The organism is Haladaptatus sp. SPP-AMP-3 (genome assembly GCF_049568665.1).
Classification (GTDB): Archaea; Halobacteriota; Halobacteria; order Halobacteriales; family Haladaptataceae; genus Haladaptatus; species Haladaptatus paucihalophilus.
Genome location: NZ_CP145897.1, coordinates 2,983,719 through 3,003,389 on the forward strand (window position 1 = coordinate 2,983,719; position 19,671 = coordinate 3,003,389).

At 63.4% G+C, this 19,671-nt stretch carries 22 protein-coding genes; 11 read left to right on the forward strand and 11 right to left on the reverse strand.

Annotation, left to right across the window (positions count from 1 at the left end; all coding sequences use genetic code 11):
* Positions 1-39 precede the first annotated feature (39 nt).
* From priS to V5735_RS16275, 3 genes are read left to right on the forward strand one after another with little or no spacing between them, the layout of a single operon-like run.
* Positions 40-1,212: a DNA primase small subunit PriS gene (gene priS / locus V5735_RS16265; RefSeq protein WP_423744461.1), complete on the forward strand. Its 1,173-nt coding sequence runs from the start codon at positions 40-42 to the stop codon at positions 1,210-1,212.
* Positions 1,209-2,168, forward strand: coding sequence for a hypothetical protein (locus V5735_RS16270; protein ID WP_423744462.1), 960 nt, complete (start codon positions 1,209-1,211; stop codon positions 2,166-2,168). Before priS ends, V5735_RS16270 begins: the two co-directional genes overlap by 4 nt.
* A gap of 60 nt (positions 2,169-2,228) precedes the next feature.
* Positions 2,229-3,245 carry a sodium:calcium antiporter gene (locus tag V5735_RS16275; RefSeq protein ID WP_423744463.1) on the forward strand — a complete coding sequence of 339 codons (1,017 nt, stop codon included), beginning with the start codon at positions 2,229-2,231 and terminating at the stop codon, positions 3,243-3,245.
* A gap of 9 nt (positions 3,246-3,254) precedes the next feature.
* Here V5735_RS16275 and V5735_RS16280 read toward each other — a convergent pair whose 3' ends face one another.
* On the reverse strand, positions 3,255-3,890 hold the full coding sequence (locus tag V5735_RS16280) for a helix-turn-helix domain-containing protein (protein WP_423744464.1): 636 nt from the start codon (positions 3,888-3,890) through the stop codon (positions 3,255-3,257).
* A gap of 98 nt (positions 3,891-3,988) precedes the next feature.
* Here V5735_RS16280 and V5735_RS16285 point away from each other — a divergent pair, with 98 nt between their 5' ends.
* Complete coding sequence (locus V5735_RS16285) at positions 3,989-5,062, forward strand: medium chain dehydrogenase/reductase family protein (protein ID WP_423744465.1); 1,074 nt, start codon at positions 3,989-3,991, stop codon at positions 5,060-5,062.
* A gap of 297 nt (positions 5,063-5,359) precedes the next feature.
* Here the strand turns inward: V5735_RS16285 and V5735_RS16290 are convergent, their stop codons facing one another.
* Positions 5,360-7,621: a CDC48 family AAA ATPase gene (locus V5735_RS16290; protein ID WP_423744466.1), complete on the reverse strand. Its 2,262-nt coding sequence runs from the start codon at positions 7,619-7,621 to the stop codon at positions 5,360-5,362.
* A complete protein-coding gene (locus V5735_RS16295) occupies positions 7,618-7,860 on the reverse strand; it encodes a DUF7127 family protein (protein ID WP_423744467.1) in 243 nt (80 codons plus the stop codon). Before V5735_RS16295 ends, V5735_RS16290 begins: the two co-directional genes overlap by 4 nt.
* 183 nt (positions 7,861-8,043) lie before the next feature.
* Between V5735_RS16295 and V5735_RS16300 the strand changes: the two genes are divergently transcribed.
* Positions 8,044-8,820 carry an alpha/beta fold hydrolase gene (locus V5735_RS16300; protein ID WP_423744468.1) on the forward strand — a complete coding sequence of 259 codons (777 nt, stop codon included), beginning with the start codon at positions 8,044-8,046 and terminating at the stop codon, positions 8,818-8,820.
* 14 nt (positions 8,821-8,834) lie between these two features.
* Here the strand turns inward: V5735_RS16300 and panB are convergent, their stop codons facing one another.
* A complete protein-coding gene (gene panB / locus V5735_RS16305; protein ID WP_423744469.1) occupies positions 8,835-9,644 on the reverse strand; it encodes a 3-methyl-2-oxobutanoate hydroxymethyltransferase in 810 nt (269 codons plus the stop codon).
* 104 nt (positions 9,645-9,748) lie between these two features.
* Here panB and V5735_RS16310 point away from each other — a divergent pair, with 104 nt between their 5' ends.
* Together V5735_RS16310 and V5735_RS16315 are read left to right on the forward strand one after the other, a co-directional pair.
* Positions 9,749-9,997, forward strand: a complete 249-nt coding sequence (locus tag V5735_RS16310; protein WP_073096571.1) for a DUF5822 domain-containing protein — start codon at positions 9,749-9,751, stop codon at positions 9,995-9,997.
* A 194-nt stretch (positions 9,998-10,191) separates the two neighbouring features.
* Entirely contained in the window at positions 10,192-10,842 is a 651-nt protein-coding gene (locus tag V5735_RS16315; RefSeq protein WP_423744470.1) for a helix-turn-helix domain-containing protein, read from the forward strand.
* A gap of 39 nt (positions 10,843-10,881) precedes the next feature.
* Here the strand turns inward: V5735_RS16315 and V5735_RS16320 are convergent, their stop codons facing one another.
* Both V5735_RS16320 and V5735_RS16325 read right to left on the reverse strand, forming a co-directional pair.
* Entirely contained in the window at positions 10,882-11,400 is a 519-nt protein-coding gene (locus tag V5735_RS16320; RefSeq protein ID WP_423744471.1) for an HAD family hydrolase, read from the reverse strand.
* Between the two features lie 72 nt (positions 11,401-11,472).
* A complete protein-coding gene (locus V5735_RS16325; RefSeq protein ID WP_423744472.1) occupies positions 11,473-12,597 on the reverse strand; it encodes an acyl-CoA dehydrogenase family protein in 1,125 nt (374 codons plus the stop codon).
* 153 nt (positions 12,598-12,750) lie between these two features.
* On the opposite strand from V5735_RS16325, the gene V5735_RS16330 reads away from it, so the two are divergent.
* The 4 genes from V5735_RS16330 (at position 12,751) to V5735_RS16345 (ending at position 15,052) form a co-directional block, all read left to right on the forward strand.
* Positions 12,751-13,314, forward strand: a complete 564-nt coding sequence (locus V5735_RS16330) for a hypothetical protein (protein ID WP_423744473.1) — start codon at positions 12,751-12,753, stop codon at positions 13,312-13,314.
* Positions 13,315-13,414: 100 nt separating this feature from the next.
* Complete coding sequence (locus V5735_RS16335; protein ID WP_423744474.1) at positions 13,415-14,251, forward strand: hypothetical protein; 837 nt, start codon at positions 13,415-13,417, stop codon at positions 14,249-14,251.
* Positions 14,252-14,313: 62 nt separating this feature from the next.
* Positions 14,314-14,562, forward strand: a complete 249-nt coding sequence (locus V5735_RS16340) for a hypothetical protein (RefSeq protein ID WP_423744475.1) — start codon at positions 14,314-14,316, stop codon at positions 14,560-14,562.
* A 58-nt stretch (positions 14,563-14,620) separates the two neighbouring features.
* A complete protein-coding gene (locus tag V5735_RS16345) occupies positions 14,621-15,052 on the forward strand; it encodes an NUDIX hydrolase (RefSeq protein WP_423744476.1) in 432 nt (143 codons plus the stop codon).
* Between the two features lies 1 nt (position 15,053).
* Here V5735_RS16345 and V5735_RS16350 read toward each other — a convergent pair whose 3' ends face one another.
* From V5735_RS16350 to V5735_RS16370, 5 genes are all read right to left on the reverse strand, one after another.
* On the reverse strand, positions 15,054-16,025 hold the full coding sequence (locus V5735_RS16350) for a sugar phosphate isomerase/epimerase family protein (protein WP_423744477.1): 972 nt from the start codon (positions 16,023-16,025) through the stop codon (positions 15,054-15,056).
* A gap of 109 nt (positions 16,026-16,134) precedes the next feature.
* Positions 16,135-17,208: a Gfo/Idh/MocA family protein gene (locus V5735_RS16355; RefSeq protein WP_423744478.1), complete on the reverse strand. Its 1,074-nt coding sequence runs from the start codon at positions 17,206-17,208 to the stop codon at positions 16,135-16,137.
* Between the two features lie 127 nt (positions 17,209-17,335).
* Positions 17,336-17,539 (reverse strand): hypothetical protein, encoded by a 204-nt coding sequence (locus tag V5735_RS16360; protein ID WP_423744479.1) that lies wholly within the window; start codon positions 17,537-17,539, stop codon positions 17,336-17,338.
* A 1-nt stretch (position 17,540) separates the two neighbouring features.
* Entirely contained in the window at positions 17,541-18,728 is a 1,188-nt protein-coding gene (locus V5735_RS16365; protein WP_423744480.1) for an ABC transporter ATP-binding protein, read from the reverse strand.
* Positions 18,729-18,734: 6 nt separating this feature from the next.
* The gene (locus tag V5735_RS16370) at positions 18,735-19,670 is read right to left on the reverse strand and encodes a carbohydrate ABC transporter permease (protein ID WP_423744481.1); all 936 of its coding nucleotides are present in this window, start codon (positions 19,668-19,670) and stop codon (positions 18,735-18,737) included.
* Position 19,671: the final 1 nt, after the last annotated feature.

The following is a 19,671-nucleotide window of genomic DNA, read 5'->3' on the forward strand; positions in this document are numbered from 1 at the left end:
AACAACGCTTTAATCAATCGGGTGTTTCATGAACGTACGATGGAAGAGCGGACGCGTGCGTACCTCCGAGGCCGGTTCCGTGACCACTACCGAACGGTAGCGCCGGAACTCCCGCCGGACGCCGACGAGCGCGAGTGGGGGTACATCCCGTGGACCGCCGGACCGGGGACGACGATGGTTCGGCACAACTCCCTCCTCGACCTCGGCACCCTCGGCGGCTTTCTCGAACGCGAGCGTCCGCGACACGTCTACTTCTCCGCCGGTCGCTACCGCGACCCCGGCGCGGGGACGATGGACGCGAAGGGCTGGCAGAGCGCCGACCTCGTGTTCGACTTGGACGCGGACCACCTGCCGGGCGTCACGCCCGAAACGCCCTACGCCGACATGCTGGCTCGATGTAAGGAGGAGCTGCTCGATCTCCTCGACATCCTCGAACGGGATTTCGGCTTCGAGGACATGACGATAGTCTTCTCGGGTGGGCGCGGCTACCACGTTCACGTTCGGGACGAGGGCGTCAAGGGATTGGGCCGCGAGGGACGGCGCGAAATCGTCGATTACGTTCGGGCGGGCGACGTGGACTTCGAATCGCTGGTACAGTCGGAGACGGTCGCCGGAATCGGACTCAAGAACCCGACGCAGAAACGAACCCTGCCGACCAGCGGCGGGTGGGGCGGTCGCGTCCACGCGTACGTCAACTCGTTCGTGGACGACCTCCTGTCGATGGACGAAGCCGACGCCCTCGAACGATTGCAGGAGTTCGATGGCATCGGCTCCGGCAAGGCGAAGGGAGCGTACAACGCCGCGACGAACAACCGCCGGGAGATAGACCGCGGGAACGTGGACGTTCACCCGGCTTTCTACCAACTCGCGCGGATTCTGGCCGACGACGTGTTCGCGGCCGAAAGCGCGGCGGTGGACGAACCCGTCACGACCGACACGCACCGCCTGATACGACTTCCCGGTAGCCTCCACGGCGGGAGCGGGTTGGAAGTGACGCGGATTCCGCGCGACGAACTCGACGATTTCGACCCGCTCCGTGACGCGGTTCCGGAGACGTTCCGGTCGCACGAAGTGACGGTCGAACTATCGTCTGAGGCGCACGTTTCGCTCGGTGGCGAAAGCTTTAGGCTCCCGGCGGGTGATGTATCGATTCCCGAATACGTCGCCATCTTTTGTATGGTGCGCGACCGGGCAGAAAAGGGGAAAGAATGAATCTCGACGAACTCCGCAGTGTGCAGAGCAAGGAGCGCTCGAAGGACAGCTTACAGCATCTGCGCGAGTCGTTTTACGCGGACGTCGGGGCCTACATCCGCGGCCTCCGGAAGGAGCGCGAGCGGGCCGCCGAGCGGGCGGACGACCCGTTCGATTCCGCTGAAGTCAATCAACTCACCGACGAAATCAAGACCGCGGAGGAGGTCGTCGAGGCGGTGTACGAACGCCGCGTCGGCAAGGTCGTCAAGCGTGCGAGCCTCTCCGCGGCCGGAATTCCGGCCGACGAGGACGGACTGACCAGCGAGGAACAACAGCTGTTTGCGGACCTCGTAGGCCGTATCGAGTCGAACAAGGAGACCGTTCTCGACGTGTTGGCGGGGAACGAGGAGAGCGCCGAATCGACGGCGAGCACCTCGGACGCCCCCGACACGGCGACCGCCGACCCGAGCGCACATACCTCGACCGCCTCGGACGCACCCGTCTCCGATACGATGGATACCGATACGGCCGCCTCCGACGTGAACGCCGCCGAATCCGAACCGGACCCCGCGGGCGACCGTCCGTCGGACGAGGCGGCCGCGATTGCGGGGGAGCACGACGCGACCGCCTCGTCCCAGATGGACGAGTCTGCGCCTCCCGAACCGTCGCCACCCAGCGAGGCGACCGCTCGGGAGCCGGGGGAGGCGTCCGCGCCGGACGCGGACGGACCGGAGTCCTCCGCTCCATCCGAATCGTCCGCCCCATCCGCTTCGGATGCGGATACTGGGCGGTCCGCCGAATCGTCGGACTCGGACCCCGCGGACGACCGGACGACGGTCAGAATCACCCGCGATGTCGGGTCGATTCTCGGCGTGGACGAGCGCGAGTACGACCTCGAAACCGAGGACGTGGTTGCGCTCCCGTCCGAAAACGCGGGACCGCTCATCGAGCGCGACGCGGCGGAAAAACTCGACTGATTCGCGTCGTTCGAGCGACGACTGATTCGTTTTAAGACATCTCGATTCGAACGGGCGCGCATGGTCTCCGGATTCTGGTGGTACGTCCTCTTCGCGCTGGTCGGGACGGCGGTCGTCTGGAAGGGCAGCGACATGCTCGAACGGTCGAGCAAACGGCTGTCGCTGTACTTCGGCCTGCCGCCCGTCGTTCAGGGAGCCATCGTCGTCGCCGTCGGGTCGAGTTTTCCCGAACTGTCGAGTACGGTCGTCTCGACGTACGTACACGGCGCGTTCGATTTGGGCGTGAGCGCCATCGTCGGGTCGGCCATCTTCAACCTGCTCGTCATCCCGGCGCTCTCGGGTATCTTCGCCGATGGCGTCGATGCGGACCGGTCGATAGTCTACAAGGAAGCGCAGTTCTACATGGTCGCCGTCGCGGTGCTCCTCATCACCTTCGCGCTGGCGGTTATTTACCACCCGGTGGCGAACACGCGTCTTCACGGAACGGTGACGTGGCAACTCGCGCTCATCCCCATCGCGTTCTACGGTGTCTACATCTTCACCCAGTATCAGGACACGCAGGACTACGACGCGGCGGCCCCGCCGAACGGCATCTCGCCTCTCCGCGAGGTAGCGACGCTCCTCGCCAGCCTCGCCCTCATCGCGGTCGCGGTGGAAGGGCTGGTTACGGCCGCGCTCGGGTTCGGCGACCTGTTCGGAACGCCGGATTTTATCTGGGGGCTGACGGTCGTCGCCGCGGGAACCAGCCTTCCCGACACGCTCGTGAGCGTCCGCGCCGCGACGGACGACGAGGGCGTGACCAGCATTGCGAACGTCCTCGGGAGTAACGTCTTCGACCTGCTCATCGCGGTTCCGGCTGGCGTGATGGTGGCCGGGTCGGCCGAGATAGATTTCTCCGTCGCCGTCCCGCTGATGGGTTTTCTCACGCTCGCCACCGTCATCGTGTTCGCCGTCCTCCGCACCGAACTCTCGCTCTCGAAAAACGAATCGTGGGGGTTGCTCGCCGTGTACTGCCTGTTTCTCGTGTGGATGCTGTTGGAGACGGTCGGCGTGACGCACGTCGTTCCGGGTGCGTGACTCGGGACGTTACAGCGGCGTTTCGTTCACGAACGCCTTGAGTATCCGCTCCTCCGCGCGGTGTGCCATGCCGCTGGCTGCGCCGGTCGTGATATCGAGTTCCGCCGCCAGTTCGGTCAGCGTACATCTACGCGGCGTATCGTAGTATCCCCGCTCGACGGCTTCGGCCACGAACTCGCGCTGGGCGTCGGTGAGAAGGTTCCCGCGGCCGTCGGCGGTTTGGGAGAGCGAAAGCACTTCGAACGTCGCACCGATTTCCCGGAGTCGGTCCCCGAGGCGGGAGAGGTGTTCGTGTGAAACGGTCGCCGAGGCGACCATCTCCCCGTCCGTGACAGTAACGGGGCAGACGGGGACGACACCCGCATCGACGGTGGCGGCGTGCACGATGGACTCGGTGGCGGTGTACTGGATCACGGCGGTTCGATTCTCGGCGTGTGAGAGGTCGTAGGACCGAATTTCGTCGATGTCGTCGAGCGTCGCGGTGACGGCCTCGATGTCGTCGGTTTCGACTTCGAACACGCCGAACAGGCCGTCGCGCGCGTTCGTCACCGTCAGGAGCGTGAACTCGTCGTCGGGGCGTTCCGTGGAGAGCTTGACGAACCACTCCTCCGGGGGTGGAACTATCTTCAGACGAACGGTAGCCATGACTATCGTTCGGTCACCGACGCTAATCAACCGATTCATACCAGTGTTAACATGTTGAGACGCGAGTTGAATCGCGTCGGGGCGGTAGTGCGTACCGTATGACGACGGAAACGCGGAAGAAAACGAAAACCGGAACGACCGCCGAGCGAACTGGCGAAGGAGATATGGCCGTCACCGAAATTGTAATGCCGCGGATGGGCACTCCCGACGTACTCACTACGCGACGACGACCCCTCTCGTCGCCGAACGACGACGAAGCAGTTGTCCGCGTCGAAGCCGCCGGGGTTTCGTTCGCCGAGGTGCAGATGCTCCGCGGACGGTACTTCAACCAGCCGAAATTCCCGTTCGTCCCCGGCTACGACCTCGTCGGGAGGGTGACCGAAGTCGGCGCGGACGTCACTGTCATCGAGCCCGGACAGCGGGTCGCGGCGCTCACCGAAACCGGCGCGTGGTCCGATCACGTCGTGCTCCCGGCCGGGAAACTGGCTCCGGTCCCCGACGAACTGGACCCGACCGCGGCCGTCGCAGTCGTAACCAACGGCGTGACGGCGTGGCAGATGTTGCACCGGGTCGCCGAGGTGAAAGCGGGGGAGACCGTGCTCGTTCACGGTGCGTCCGGCGGCGTCGGGACGCTACTCACCCGTCTCGCTCGACTCGCGGACGTTCGCGTCATCGGTACCGCCTCGGCGGAGAAGCAGGATGCGGTGCGGGAGTTGGGCGCGATTCCGCTGGAGTATCGAAACGACGACGTTCCCGCTCGCGTCCGGGAACTCGCGCGGGACGGGGTGGACGCCGTCTTCGACCACGTCGGTGGCCCGGGATTGACGGACTCGTGGCGGATGCTCGGGTCGGGCGGAACGCTGGTTTCCTACGGCGTGGCCGGAACGCTCGACGCGAAGGGACATCGGCTTCGTCCGTTCGTCCCGATCGTGGCCCGATTGCTGTTCTGGAAGCTCCTCCCGAACGGCCGCGACGCGACGTTCTACTACGTCGACCGCTGGCCGAAGTACTTCCGGGAGGACGTGACGAAACTGTTCGACCTTCTCGCTCGAGGTGAACTCGACGCCACCATCGACGAGCAGTTTCCGCTCTCCCGGGCGAGCGAAGCGCTCGAAAAACTGGAGTCCGGCAAGGTAACCGGGAAGGTCGTGTTGGTTCCCGATGGAGAGTAGCGCGTTTCGCTATCCCTGTACCAGCAGTCCGTCGATTCCGAACTGAACGATGCGACAATTCGCACGAAATGCCGACAGCACCGCGATAGGCAATCGACACAACCGCAAGTCACTAGTGTCATCTCCGGAAAATCTCCGATTTTCCGGGCCGACGACTGAATGGAGACGAACGACTCGCTCTGCGAGTCGTTCGTCAAAATGAAGGAGGAGCGCTTTTGATGAACGTTTTACAGGGAGGCTGTCAGCGGTCGCGCGCTACTGCACGCGACCGCTGATGTCCGACCGTCGTAAAACGTTCTATTGGAACGTCCGACCCAACTGCTCTTCCGTCTCGGGTTCCGCGGTGTCGAAGCGCTCTTCGATTTCCGCGTAGCGTTCGCGGGTTTCCTCGGTGACGCTGGGCGTCACCTCGTCGAGCGCGTCCTCGAAGTGCTCCGCGGTGATGCGGACGTTGCCGACGCTCTCGACGATGTCGTCCGGCGAGACGCTCTCGATGAACTCGCGGCTGGCGGCCATCGCGGCCTCGCGGCAGACGGCTTCGATGTCGGCACCGACGTAGCCGTCGGTTTGCTCCGCGAGTTCTTCGAGGTCAACGTCGTCGGCCAGCGGCTTGTGGCGGGTGTGGACCTCGAAGATGGCGTGACGCGCCTCCTCGTCCGGCACGGGCACGTGGACGTGACGGTCCAACCGTCCCGGACGCAAGAGCGCCGAGTCGATGAGGTCGGGGCGGTTCGAGGTGGCGATGACCACGACGTCTTCGAGTTCCTCGAGACCGTCGAGTTCGGTCAGCAGTTGCGAGACGACGCGCTCGCTGACCTGCGTGCCACCGCCGCCGTCGCGGCCGCGCTCCGTGGCGATGGAGTCGATTTCGTCGAAGAACACCACGGTCGGGGCGTTCTCGCGGGCCTTGCTGAACACTTCACGGACGCCCTTCTCGCTTTCCCCGACCCACTTCGACAGCAGTTCGGGACCCTTGATCGAGATGAAGTTGCTGTCGCTCTCGTTGGCGACGGCCTTCGCCATCAGGGTCTTTCCGGTTCCGGGCGGCCCGTACATCAGGACGCCTTTCGCGGCCTGCATGTCGAGCGCTTGGAACACCTCGGGGTAGTCGAGCGGCCACTGGATGGTCTCGCGGAGGCGCTCTTTGGTGCCCTCCAAGCCACCGACGTCCTGCCACGTCACGTCGGGGACTTCGACGAACACCTCGCGAAGCGCGGAGGGTTCGATGCCCTTCAGCGCCTCCTTGAAGTCCGCTTCGGTGACCTTCAGTGACTCCAGTACGTCCGCCGGAATCTCCTCCGAATCGAGGTCGAGTTCCGGACGGACGCGCCGGAGCGCGTTCATCGCAGCTTCGCGAGCCAACGATTCGAGGTCGGCACCGACGAAGCCGTGGGTGTTGTCGGCGTACGCCTCCAAGTCCACGCCGTCGGCGAGCGGCATCCCGCGGGTGTGAACCTGCAGGATTTCGAGGCGGCCCTCGCGGTCCGGCACGCCGATTTCGATTTCGCGGTCGAAGCGACCACCGCGGCGAAGCGCGGGGTCCACCGCATCGACGCGGTTCGTGGCGGCGATGACCGTCACCTCACCGCGCTCTTCGAGACCGTCCATCAGCGAGAGGAGCTGCGCGACGACGCGGCGTTCCACGTCCCCGCCCGCCTCCTCGCGCTTGGGTGCGATGGAGTCGAGTTCGTCGATGAAGATGATGGCCGGGGAGTTCTGTTCGGCCTCCTCGAACACCTCCCGCAGTTGCTCTTCCGACTCGCCGTAGTACTTCGACATGATCTCCGGGCCGGAGATGGTCTGGAAGTAGGCGTCGATTTCGTTGGCGACGGCCTTCGCCATCAGGGTCTTCCCGGTTCCCGGCGGGCCGTGGAGCAGAACGCCCTTCGGCGGGTCGATGCCGAGGCGGCTGAACAGCTCCGGGTGGCGCATCGGGAGCTCTATCATCTCACGAACCTGTTCCAGTTCGCGCTCCAGACCGCCGATGTCCTCGTAGGTCACGTCCGGTCGGGCTTGACCGCCCGCACCGCCACCGGCCGTAATCTCCTCGGCCGGGCGTTCGCTAATCTGAATTTCGGTGGCGTCGGTGACGACGACGGTTCCGTCCGGGTCGGTTTCGGCGACCTTGAGCGGAATCGACTGGCCGGAGCCCATTCCCATCAGGCCGAATCCGAACGGGATCGCCTGCCCTTGGGTGATGGCTTGTCCGCTCAGCTTATCGCGGATGTGCGGGGCGATGTTCCCGCGAATCTGGAGGTTCTGCGGGAGCGCTATCGTGACCCGGTTCGCCGGGTTCACGTCGGCTTTCTCGATGCCCACTTTGTCGTCGATGCCGACCCCGGCCTCCTGCCGGAGCTTTCCGTCGATACGGATGATACCGCGACCCTCGTCCTCGGGGTAACCGGGCCAAACCCGCGCGACAGCACGACCCTGCCCATGCCCCTCGATGACAATATAGTCGCCGTTTTCGACACCCAACTCCTCCATGGAGCGTCGATCAACCGCCGCGAGTCCGCGACCCGCGTCCTTCTGCTTGAGCGGTTTGACTGTAAGTTTCATTGTCCCACCTCGATAGTGAGGATACCATTGTTGATAAACGCTTGCGCGTCACCGTCCGGCAGCTCGATTTCGCTTTGGAAACTCTCGCCGTCGCGCTCCACGACGACGATCGCGGCGTCATCCAGCACGTCGACCGACACCTCTGCCGTGCCGAAATCCGCGACGATGAGCTCTTCGTCGCCGTACTCGTAGCGGCGTGCAATACTGTCTTCTTGCTGTGATATTCGTTCGAGCGTCATCTTTAGCTAACCTTGGGTTAGTTGCGCTACTATAAATATGCTTCGTATATTGAGGCGGTGCTGTATGGCGATTTTACAATAATCTCTCGAAATGCGGTCCACACCCCTTGCTCTATTCCGATGCGAATCGTAGCCGACAGTACGAGGTCGAACTTTATGTTTCGTGCGTGAGAACGAGATGGTATGGAGTCGGTCACACATCACGACCGGAGGACGGTGTATCGCGTCGCGGACCGCGGTGGGGAGGGGTCCCCCGTCTTGTTCGTTCACGGCAGCGGCGGCAGCCACGAAATCTGGAAGGCGCAACTCGCCCGCCTCGCGTCAGAGTTCCCCGTCGTCGCGGTCGATTTGAGCGGCCACGGGGAATCGGACGACGTGGACGCCGACCCGGGGTGGAGCACCTTCTCCGCGTACGCCGACGACGTGCTGGCGGTCGCGGAGGAGACGGGTGCGCGAACCCTCGTCGGCAATTCGCTCGGCGGAGCGGTCGTCATGCACCTCGTTCTCGAACGGGGATTCGACGCCGATGCGCTCGTCCTCGCCGGAACGGGTGCACGGCTCTCGGTGTTGGACGACCTTCTCACGTGGTTGGACGACGATTTCGACCGCGCCGTCGAGTTCCTCCACGACGACGACCGACTCTTTTACGACCCGGACGACCGGTACGTCGAACTGTCGAAGGAGTCGATGTACGAGGTCGGACAGCAGGTCACGAGCCGCGATTTCCACTCGTGTCACACCTTCGACGTGCGCGACCGGTTGGGCGACATCGCCGCGCCCACGCTCGCCGTCGTCGGCGAACACGATATGCTCACGCCGCCGTGGTATCACGAGTTTTTGGCCGACAACGTACAGGACGGGCGCTACGCGGAAATCGAGGACGCGGCGCATCTCGCCATGCTCGAAACGCCGGACGCGTTCAACGAAACGCTCGTGGAATTCCTAGAGGACGTTCGATAGAACGGAAAATCGCGTCAGTACACGCCGTCCAACTCGTCCTCGACGTGACTGTGTTCCTCGGCGGGGAAATCGCCCGACTCGACCTCCTCCCGGAAGGCTGACACCGCGCGTTCCATCTCGCCTTTCACGTCACCGAACTGCTTCGAAAAGGGAGGACTCCAGTTGCCCAAGCCGACGGCATCGTTGATGACGAGAACCTGCCCGTCGGTGTGCGGTCCCGCCCCGATGCCGATGGTCGGGATGTCGAGCTCGGCCGTAATCGTTTCCGCGAGGTTCGCCGGAACGTGTTCGAGGACGAGCGAAAACGCTCCCGCCGCCTCGTGTTTCTCGGCGAGGGTGAGGATTTCGTCCGCGTCTTCCCGCGTCGTTCCCTGTCGAACGTGGCCCACCTGATTGACGCTTTGAGGTGTCAGCCCGAGATGAGCCATCACCGGAACGCCGAGGTTCGAGAGCGTTTCCGTGAGTTCGACGGTGTGTGGCCCGCTCTCGATTTTGACGGCGTTCGCGCCCTCCTCTTTCAGCATCCGACCCGCGTTCTCGACGGCGCTCTTCTCGTCGTAGCCGAAGCTAAGGAACGGCAGGTCGGCGACGACGAGGGCGTCCTCCGTCCCCCGGACGACCGCGCCGGTTCGACTGGCAACTTCGTCTACCGTCACCGGCAGCGTCGAATCGTATCCGAGGGCCGCGTTTCCCATACTGTCTCCCACGAGTATCATATCGACACCGGCGTCGTCCACGATGGCCGCGGTCGGCGCATCGTAGGCCGTCAGCATCGTGATCGGCTCTTGTCCCGCCTTGGCGCGGATGTCCCTCACCGTTGGCATACATCGAACTCTACGGCCCGACGGCTTAACGTGCCCGGTCGGTGATGCGTTCGCCGAAATCCGACCTGATAACTCTTAAGCCGACGCGGTTCCCGCGTTCACTCGTGCCTGAACCAGTCGAAACCCACAGTCCCGACGGCATCGACTACGGATGGGTGATGCAGGTGACGTTCGTCACCACCATCGTCGTCGGTGCGCCACTCGTCGCGCTCCTCGCACTCTTCTCCGGCGTCTCGCTTCCGACGTGGGCATCGCGCGTGTCGTTCGCGGTTCGAGTCGGTGCGATTGTCTGGTTTATCACCGCGATCGGCGTTTTTCTCTACGCTCGCACCCATCAAACCGTTGGCCAGTGACGTTCATCAAAAACGTACATTGTTACGCGTTTCCAACCGAGAGGGCACGTTTTCTGGGAAATTTTGAATATATCTGGAATCTGGTGTATCTTCGACTGCTCCACTTCCCGTCCGCGATTTTCTATTTCGTCACCTCGAATATCTATAATCGCACGGCCAATAAGGGTATTAACCACAACTCCTGAGAAAGGGCTATGACGGGAACCATAGCCGAAGTGGCGTTTCCCGCCGAACGGTTTGCCCTCGGTCACACGCTCGATGCGCTCGATTCGATTCGGTTCGACATCGAGCAGGTGGTTGCGTACAATCACAACCACCTCATGCCCTTCGTCTGGGTAGGAACGGACAACAGACAGGGCATCGAAACCGCGCTCACCGCGGACGAGAGCGTACGCGATTTCCAACTCGTTGGGGAGTTCGACACGGAATGTCTGTATCGTTTGGAGTGGGTGAAGGATATCGACGTACTGATTCAGATACTCGTCGAGGAGAACGGAACGGTGCTGGCCGCGACGGGGAAAGAAGACACGTGGAAGTTACGGTTGCTGTTCAGCGACCACGACGCCGTGACTCGCACGTACGAGTACTGCCGTCGCCGGGGTATCGACCTCGAACTCCAGAACATCCACGAGTTTTCGAAGGGGAGAACGGGACGGTACGGACTCACGCAGAGCCAACAGCAGACGCTCATGCTCGCGTACGAGACGGGGTACTATTCCATTCCGCGAAACGCGTCGGCCACCGACCTCGCCGATTCGCTCGGCGTGACCCATCAATCCATCTCGGAGAAACTGCGGCGCGGACACGCGAACCTCCTGAAGAACACGCTCGCGCTCAATCAGTAGCCGAGTAGCACTACACGTACTCGAAGTAGCCGAGTAGCACTACACGTACTCGAACGCGACGCCCGCTCGTTCTGCCGTCAGTTCGTCACGCGGAGAGTCGCCGATGAACAGCGCCGGGCCGTCGATTCCCAGCGTCCGGAGCGTCGCCCGAAGCGGTTCCGGGTCGGGCTTTCGCGTCGGAACGGAATCGCGGCCGACGACCGCATCGACGGCATCGGCGAGTCCGTGCGTTTCGAGGCTGACGTGACAGGAGGCCTCGCAGTTCAGCGAACACACGCCGACCGGAACGTCGCGTCGAAGCAGTTCGTCGGCGTGCGGCAGTCGCTCCGAGCGCCGCGCGCCGAGACACTCGTGGTCGCCGATGACCGACTCGACCGCCCCACGGGCGTTCGCCTCGTCGGCCAAGTCCAACATCGCCCAGAGGTCCGCACCGCTCGCGTCGACGCCGTGGTCGGAGAGGACATCGGCGACGTCCCGTGCGACCTGTTTCCAGTTGACGACGAGGTTCACGAGCGTCCCGTCCAAGTCGTACACGACCGCCGAAACGTCGTCTATCACGGTCGTCGGTAGGGAAGGGGAGAGCAAAGGGACTTCGGTCGACGACAGTCCGGGTTTCCCGGCAGTCTCGCCTCAGTCGAGGAGGTTGCGGGCGATGACCTTCTTCTGAATCTCCGAGGTTCCCTCGTAGATGGTCGTGATCTTCGAATCGCGGTAGAATCGTTCCACGTCGAAATCCGTCGTGTAGCCGTAGCCGCCGTGAATCTGGACCGCCTCGTTCGTGATTTCGACGGCGGACTCGCTGGCGAAGTACTTCGCCATGCTCGCGGCCGTCGCGTGGTCCTCGCCGTTATCCGCGCGGCGGGCCGCATCGCGGGTCAGCAGTCGCCCCGCCTGCAACTTCGTCTGCATGTCGGCGAGTTTGTGCCGGATGGTCTGGATATCGGCGATGGGCCGGTCGAACTGCTCGCGGTCCTGTGCGTACTCCACGGCCTGGTCGAGCGCCGCTTGCGAGAGGCCGACCGACTGACTGGCGATGCCGATGCGCCCGCCGGTCAGGATGTGGAACGCGGCGGACAGCCCTTTGCCTTCCTCCGTCAGCCGATACTCGGCGGGAATCCGAACGTCGTCGAAGATGAGGCTGGTCGTGTCGCTCGCCCGCAGGCCGAGTTTCTCTTCTTTCTTGCCGACTTCGACGCCCGCGTCCTTCGGGACGACGAACTGCGTGACGCTCCGCGGGTCGTCGCGGTCCGTCTTGGCGAACAGGACGATGACGTCGGCCCGCTTGCCGTTCGTTATCCACTGCTTCTTGCCGTTGATGACGTACTCGTCGCCCTCGCGGCGCGCTTCCGTGGACATCTCGGCCGGGTTCGACCCCGCTTCGGGTTCCGACAGCGCGAACGCGCCGACCGGGCGACCCTTCGCCATGTCGGGGAGCCAACGTTCTTTCTGTTCCTCGCTGCCGAACTCCGCGAGACAGGAGGTTGCGAGACAGTGTACCGACAGCGCCGTCGCAACCGACAGGGTGCCGTAGGCGACTTCCTCGTTGACGACGCTGTACGTCAACTTGTCCACGTCGAGTCCGCCGTACTCCTCGGGGACCGTCATCCCCATCATGTCGAGGTCGGCGAGGCCGTCCCACACGTCCTCCGGGAACTCCTGTTTCTCGTCGCACTCGGCCGCGACCGGTCGAATCTCCTCGACGGCGAACTCCCGAACCACGTCCCGAATGGCTCGCTGTTCCGCTGAAAGGTTCATGATGGTTCTTCGAGTGCCGGAGGAAAAAGGTACCCGTTCCACGCCGTCCGCGTGCCGTGTTCGCACCGCGACAACGACGCACATCGCCGTCAGGACGGGTACAGATACGAAAAAGCGACACGTTTAATCCTTCCTGCGTGTCACGGTGTATCCATGCGGATTCGAGAGTGGCAGGACATCTTGCAGGACGTCGTTGACCGGAGCGTCGACCCCGAGGGGTGGCGGGCCGCCGGCGGACAACGAGCCGGTGGCGTCGGCGAAGACCTGTATCTCGGCCATCCGAACGCCGGTCTCTACCACCTGAAGACCTACGCGAAAAACCCGTTTCAGGTGCGGGGCGTCGGCACGCACGTCGCCCGAAAACTCGACGACGAAATCGGGAGCTACCTCCCCGAGAAGGACTTCCGGGACGGACGATTCGCCGTGCGGAACCCCGAGGAGAAGCACCCGGAGGAAAACGAGATGGAAGCGCGCGCGAAGCGCGTCGAGGAGACCATCAAGGCGCACGCCGACGCGCCGACGTCGGGGGCGGACCTCTTCGACGACGTGATGGAGGCGCTCGAAAGTCCGGCGTTCGGGCCGATGGAGTTCGACGGCTACGACCGCCCCGACGCCGTTTCCGACCTCGCTGAGACGTTCGAGGAATCGGAAAAATTGCTGAACGAGGAGTTGGACGACCTCATCGACGAGGATGAAGTCGGCCGGGGATTCCAGTAACGGTTCTCGATTTTTTCTTCGACGATGAACCGGTCAGCGGATTCACGGGTGGCGAAACTGATAGTAGCGCTGAGCGAGTAATGGGAACAGTGACCTTCGGATGCGTGTGACCCATCCCGACCTCACGGTCACCGACAGTGAATCGAGAACCGGCGGACGAGTGATCGCGCTCATCGGTATTCTGCTGTCGATGGTCGTTATCATCGACCTCTTTCTCCGTGCGGAGTCGGTGTGGTTCCCGGAGTTCATCATCGAGATGACGCTCTCGGCGATGCTCATCTTCGCCGGCTACCGGCTCACAAGAAGCGACCTCGATGCGACCACGCTCCGACGGGTGGACGTTTCCTGCCTCAAAGGAATGGTGACGCTCGGTATATTCGCCGCGGGCGTCATCGTCACGGCGAAAGTCTCCGGGTGGCACATCGCAAACCCCTATTTTCTCGCACAGACCTTGGTGACGAGCGGCGCTCTGTTGGGATTGGTCGTCGGCATCGCCGGGTTGGTCGGCCCCCTTCGCCCTGACCCGGGCGACTCGCGGGACGAATCCGACGCGTCCTCGGCCGACCCAAAGGATTTGCCGGGCGCGGAACCGACCGATTCGGCGCTCCCGCGGTTACCGACGGCCGCCGCCGCCGACGACATCGACGTTCCGTCCGGCGTGATGGACGACTGGCTCGACGTGTTGGCGGACCGTCGATGCCGACACGTGCTTCGAATGGCGATGGACGCCCCCGACGGCGTGCTCACGGTCGAGGAGTTGACGTCCGGCGACGAACTCCGGTCGATGTCGCTCGAAGCGAACCTTCGACACGTCACGCTCCCGAAGTTGTGGGACGTTCACCTCATCGACTACGACAACCGGACGGGGACGGTTCGCTACGACGCCCCGCCCGAGTTCGAGACGCTCTTCGGGGTCGTCGAGCGCTACCGCCAGTGATTCCGCGGTGTCCCGACGGGATTTAAGCACCTGCCTCACGCTTCCTCTCTCATGCGGGGAGTATGCGCGGGCGACGAGACGCGTTCCGTCCGGACGAGCAGGGGACGATAATGGTCGGACCGATTTCACGGGAGGAACGGTCGGCCGCGATGCTTCGCCTGAAGATAGCGGTCGTCCTGCTCGTCGGCGCGTCGGGGGGCCTCATCGCATTCCACGGCGGCGCGAGCGCCCTCGGCCTCGTCGCCGCAACCGTCGGCGGGTTGGTCGTCGGCGCGCTGTTGACGTGGTACCTGAGCTGGATCGTTCGCTGAACCGCTTCCGTCGCCGATTCGATACGCTTACGACATACTTCCCGACTCTTCACGAACGATGCCCGAAAACAGAATCCGCGTTTCCGCTCGCGGCCTCGTCCGGCGCGACGACGACCTCCTCGTTGCTCGGGAGACGCCCCCCGTCGGAGACACACCGTTTTACTATCCGTTGGGCGGGGGCGTCGAGTTCGGCGAACACAGCGAGGACGCCCTGCACCGCGAGTTCGACGAGGAGTTGGGCGTCTCGCTCTCGAACGTCTCCCATTTCGAGACCTACGAGGGAGTGTTCACGTCCGGCGGTCGACGCCACCACGAAGTGTGGCGCGTCTACGAGGCTGACATCGCGGAGTCGTGGCCGTACGAGCGAGACGGATTCACGGGGTACGAGGTCGAGTTCGACGAAGAAATAGCGTGCGTCTGGAAGTCCGCGGATGCGTTCGGTGAGGGAGACGAAACGCTGTACCCCGAGGCGCTCGTCCCGGACCTCTGAGCTATTCCGCCCAGTACGCCTCGCCGGGCGTGGTTCGGAAGACGGCCCGCTGGAGCAGTTCGACGGCCTTCTCCAACCCTTCGCGCGAACTGGTGAGCGAGTCCTCGTGTTCGATGGAGAGCGCGCCGTCGTAGTCCACGAGGCGGAGGGCGCTCACGATGTCCTTCCAGTGACCCTCACCGTGGCCGTAGCCCACCGAGCGGAACAGCCACGAGCGGTTGGCCTCCTCCGTGTACGGCGTCGTGTCGAGGACGCCCTTGTAGCGGGCTTGGGACTCGTAGACCTTCGTGTCCTTTGCGTGGAAGTGGTGGATGGCGTCGTGTTCGCCGAGGAATCGGATGGCTTCCGGCACGTCGATACCCTGCCAGTAGAGGTGGCTGGGGTCGAAGTTCGCGCCGACGCGCTCGCCCGTCGCGTTGCGGAGTTCGAGCATCCCGGCGGGTTCGTGGACGAGCATGTTCGGGTGCATCTCGATGGCGAGGTTCACGTCGTGGTCGTCCGCGAACGCTTCGAGGTCCCGCCAGTACGGAATGGCGACGTCCTCCCACTGGTATTCGAGCGCTTCCTCGTGCTCCGAGGGCCACGGCGCGGTTATCCAGTTCGGGTATTCGTCGTTCGGGCCGCCCGCGGGCAGGCCGGAGAAACAGGTGACGGTGCCGACGTTCAACTGGTCGGCGAGCCGAATCGCTTCGCGGAGTTCGGTGTCGGCTTCCTCCGCCTCCTCGTCGTCCGGGTGCAGCGGGTTGTTGTGCGTCGCCAGCGCGCTGATTCGCATGTCGTACTCGGCGAGCAGGTCGTGGAGTTCGTCCTGTGCCTCCTCGTCGTCCAGATACTCGTCCCGCGGGAGGTGGGTGTCGCCGGGGTAGCCGCCCACGCCGGGTTCGATGGCGTCCACGCCGATGTCGTTGAGATACGCGAGGGCGTCTTCGAGCGATTCGCCGTACAGTGGTGGTGTGTGAACGCCGATGTCCATGATAGAACCGATTACTCCGTTCGGGAATAAAATTTTGGTGCGATGGATTACACCACCGGTGCACCGAGTTCGAGTCCACCCCCACGAATCCCGTCGGACCCCGACCGCGCTACTCCCGTGACAACTGCACGGCCTGCTCGTCCTGCGAGGAACGGTAGATTGCGTCGATGACGCGCTGGACGGTCAGTGCCTGCTCGATGGTGTTCATTTTCGGCGCGACGCCATCCCGAACCGCCTCGAAGAAGACGCGCTGTTCCGCCTTGTGCGCGTCCTCCTGTCGCGTCTTGACGTGCGAGTCCGAGAAGTGGTCCGCGCCGACCATGCTCGTCTCGTAGATGGTGAGCGAATCGTCGTGTTTGTCGAAACTCGCGCCCGCGTCGGTTCCGCGGACGAAGTACTCCTCGCTCGACGAGCGATTCGCGGCCCACGCGACTTCGAGCGAGATGGTTTTGCCGCCTTCACAGCGGATGAAGGCGGTCACGGAGTCGTCCACGGTGAACGCGCCCGAGTCGGTGTCGTCGCCCCACATCTCGAGGTAGGTGTAGTCGTCGCGGTCGCCGAACTGCGAGCGAACCTCGCCGCTGACTTCCTTCACGTCCGGGAAGTCGTGGAGGTGCAACGCGAGGTCGATGGCGTGGACGCCGATGTCGATGAGGGCACCGCCACCGGCCACGTCACGGTTCGTGAACCACGAGCCGCGGCCGGGGATGCCGCGCCGTCGGATGTAGTTCGCCTCGACGTGGCGCGTCTTTCCGAAGCGGCCTTCGTCCTGATAGCCCTTGATGACCTCGACCGGGTTCCGGAAGCGGTTGTGGAAGCCGACCATACAGAAGCCCTCGGCGTTCCGCGCCGCCTCCGCGATGCGCTCTGCGCTCTCCAACGTGTGCGCGAGCGGCTTTTCGAGGAGCACGTCGAGACCCGCGTCGAGCGCGGAGATGGCGTACTCCTCGTGGAATTTGTTCGGCGTCGTGACGATCACGGCGTCGATGTCCGACTCGTACAGTTCCTCGTAGCTCTCGAACGAGCGGGTGTCGTACTTCTCGGCGAATCGGGCGCGCGCGTCGGGGTTGATATCGACACCGCCGACTATCTCGTGGCGCAGATCAGTGATTCTATCGGCGTGATAATGTCCAATATTTCCGAGACCGACGAACCCAACTCGAACCGGCTCACTGGCACTCATAGTTACCGCTCACCGGTGAGACGGTGTTATTCTTTTCCTTTCGTCGTCCCTCTCGGCCGTGACTGATAAGTCGGATGGCAGTATTTGCCGCGGCCGGGCTGAACTCGGGTTGTCGAACGGGGACACGTTAGTACAACTGCTGTTTCTTCTCGTCGCGTTCGCGCTCACGTTCTTCCTCCGCCTTCTGGGCCTCGCGCTCGGCGAGCATTCCCCGGATGCCGGGGATGATCTTGTTCTTCAGGTCGAGCCCGAACGACACGACGCCGTACGCCCAGAAGAAAAACAGGAGCGTTCCGGCTCCCAGATAGTACCAACCGAGTTCGGTCACCATCTCAGTCGTCCCCCTCCGCTTCGGTGCCCGTGGGTTCGGTTCCGACCGAAGAGAACTCCAGTCCGTGTGCGATGGCGTCGCCGCTTTGCGTGTCGAACAGGTGAAGGTGTTCCCGGTCGAGGATCACTTCGGCCTCCTCGTCGGTGCTGATATCCTTGTCCGGGTCGACGCTCATCAGCAGTTGGTGGGAGTCGTCGGCCTCCGCGTCGATCTCCTCTGGACTCACGCCGCCCGTGAGCAGGTACACGAATATCTCGTCGCCCATCGGTTCGAGCACGTCCGTCCGGGCGGGGATGGGGTCCGTCGGGGTCGCCACGTCGTCGGCGTCCTCGACGAGATACACGTCCTCCGGACGGACGCCGAGCGTAACTCGGTCGTCCGTGGCGATCCCCTCCACGTGGCCCGGTTCGAACTCGACGTGATAGTCCTCCGTCTGCAGTCCGTTCGAATCTATCGTCCCCTTCACGAAGTTCATGCTCGGCGAGCCGATGAACCCGGCGACGAATCGGTTCGTCGGCTCGTTGTAGCAGGTGAGCGGCGGTGCGAACTGCTGGAGTTCGCCCTGATTGATGACCGCGATACGGTCGGACATCGTCATCGCCTCCGCCTGGTCGTGGGTGACGTAGATGATGGTCGCGTCGAGTTCCTTGTGGAGCCGCTGGAGTTCGGTGCGCATGTGGACGCGGAGTTTCGCGTCGAGGTTCGCCAGCGGCTCGTCCATCAGGAACACCTCGGGTTGGCGGACGATGGCGCGAGCGATGGCGACGCGCTGGCGTTGGCCGCCGGACATCTCGTCCGGCATCCGGTCCAGCATGCCTTCGAGCTGGACGATTTCGGCCGCCTGGTCGACTCGTCGGTCCACTTCCTCCTTCTCGAAGCTCCTGAGTCGAAGCCCGAAGCTGATGTTGTCGTACACGTCCATGTGCGGGAACAACGCGATGTTCTGGAACACCATCGCGATGCCACGGTCCTTCGGGGGGAGCGTCGTCACCTCCCGGTCCGCGATGGAGATCGTCCCCTCCGTCGGAATCGTGAGGCCCGCGATGGTTTCCAGCGTCGTGGACTTCCCACACCCCGACGGACCGACGAGCGTGACGAACTCGCCGTCCTCGATGTCCAGATTCATGTCTTCGACTGCCGTTACATCGTCGTACCGTTTCGAAACGTGTTCGAGGTTAACTTCACCCATTGTGTATCACTCCTTCAGTGCGCCAGAGGTGAGCCCGCTGACGATTTTCTCCTGCGCGATGACGACGAGGATGGCGATGGGAAGGATACCCACGATGCTCGCCGCCGCCATGAGGTTGTAGAACGATGCGTACTGGCCTTGGTAGCCAAGGATGCCCCACAGGATTGGGGCCCAGTGTTGTGCCTCCCCGTCCGTCATCAGGTACGAGAAGAAGAACTCGTTGTACACGTTGATAAACGTTAGCACGCCCGCGGTGGCGACGCCGGGAGCCGACAGCGGGATGATGACGCGGAACAGCGCGCCCAGTCGCGTCGTGCCCTCGATTCGCGCGGCGTCCTCCAGCCCGTCCGGAATCTGGCTGTAGAACGTCGTCAGGATGAATATCGAGAGCGGCATGAACAGGGCGCTGAACGGGAGCAACAGCGCTCCCGGCGTGTTGTACAGCATCGGCGTGCTCAGTCCGAGTATCTCGATGTTCCCCGTGAACAGCCGGAACAGCGGGATGAGGAACGCCGCCGGTGGGAAGTACGAGATGGCGAGGATGAGCAGCATGAGCGGCCCACGGCCCGGGAAGTCGAGTCGCCCGAACACGTAGCCCGCGAGGCTCGCGAGCACCAGCACGATGGCGGTGGTCAACAGCGCGAGCACGAAGCTGTTGAACATGTACACGTGGAACGGTAACCGCTGGAATATCTCCACGAACGCGCCGGGATTGAACCCTTTCGGGAGGAGTCCCATGTTGGAGATCTTGTTGCTCGGCGTCAGCGCGAGGACGAGCAACCAGTACAGGGGGAACAGCGTGGTGAACAGGAAGAACACCATGACGAGGTAGAACAATCCTCGGTAGGTGCTCTCCGGGTCCTGTATCGACCCTTTCGCCCACCGTCGGAACGGACCGAGGTTTTCGTCCGAATCCGACGTGGTTTGTTCTGCTTGCGCCATG

Coding starts and splice junctions, on each gene's coding strand:
- V5735_RS16300 (WP_423744468.1), top strand. CDS start 8,044: ATGGAGTCGGTCACACATCACGACCGGAGGACGGTGTATCGCGTCGCG.
- priS (WP_423744461.1), top strand. CDS start 40: ATGGAAGAGCGGACGCGTGCGTACCTCCGAGGCCGGTTCCGTGACCAC.
- V5735_RS16270 (WP_423744462.1), top strand. CDS start 1,209: ATGAATCTCGACGAACTCCGCAGTGTGCAGAGCAAGGAGCGCTCGAAG.
- V5735_RS16285 (WP_423744465.1), top strand. CDS start 3,989: ATGACGACGGAAACGCGGAAGAAAACGAAAACCGGAACGACCGCCGAG.
- V5735_RS16280 (WP_423744464.1), bottom strand. CDS start 3,890: ATGGCTACCGTTCGTCTGAAGATAGTTCCACCCCCGGAGGAGTGGTTC.
- V5735_RS16315 (WP_423744470.1), top strand. CDS start 10,192: ATGACGGGAACCATAGCCGAAGTGGCGTTTCCCGCCGAACGGTTTGCC.
- V5735_RS16290 (WP_423744466.1), bottom strand. CDS start 7,621: ATGAAACTTACAGTCAAACCGCTCAAGCAGAAGGACGCGGGTCGCGGA.
- V5735_RS16365 (WP_423744480.1), bottom strand. CDS start 18,728: ATGGGTGAAGTTAACCTCGAACACGTTTCGAAACGGTACGACGATGTA.
- V5735_RS16275 (WP_423744463.1), top strand. CDS start 2,229: ATGGTCTCCGGATTCTGGTGGTACGTCCTCTTCGCGCTGGTCGGGACG.
- V5735_RS16340 (WP_423744475.1), top strand. CDS start 14,314: ATGCGCGGGCGACGAGACGCGTTCCGTCCGGACGAGCAGGGGACGATA.
- V5735_RS16350 (WP_423744477.1), bottom strand. CDS start 16,025: ATGGACATCGGCGTTCACACACCACCACTGTACGGCGAATCGCTCGAA.
- V5735_RS16370 (WP_423744481.1), bottom strand. CDS start 19,670: ATGGCGCAAGCAGAACAAACCACGTCGGATTCGGACGAAAACCTCGGT.
- V5735_RS16295 (WP_423744467.1), bottom strand. CDS start 7,860: ATGACGCTCGAACGAATATCACAGCAAGAAGACAGTATTGCACGCCGC.
- V5735_RS16360 (WP_423744479.1), bottom strand. CDS start 17,539: ATGGTGACCGAACTCGGTTGGTACTATCTGGGAGCCGGAACGCTCCTG.
- V5735_RS16335 (WP_423744474.1), top strand. CDS start 13,415: ATGCGTGTGACCCATCCCGACCTCACGGTCACCGACAGTGAATCGAGA.
- V5735_RS16345 (WP_423744476.1), top strand. CDS start 14,621: ATGCCCGAAAACAGAATCCGCGTTTCCGCTCGCGGCCTCGTCCGGCGC.
- V5735_RS16325 (WP_423744472.1), bottom strand. CDS start 12,597: ATGAACCTTTCAGCGGAACAGCGAGCCATTCGGGACGTGGTTCGGGAG.
- V5735_RS16355 (WP_423744478.1), bottom strand. CDS start 17,208: ATGAGTGCCAGTGAGCCGGTTCGAGTTGGGTTCGTCGGTCTCGGAAAT.
- V5735_RS16330 (WP_423744473.1), top strand. CDS start 12,751: ATGCGGATTCGAGAGTGGCAGGACATCTTGCAGGACGTCGTTGACCGG.
- panB (WP_423744469.1), bottom strand. CDS start 9,644: ATGCCAACGGTGAGGGACATCCGCGCCAAGGCGGGACAAGAGCCGATC.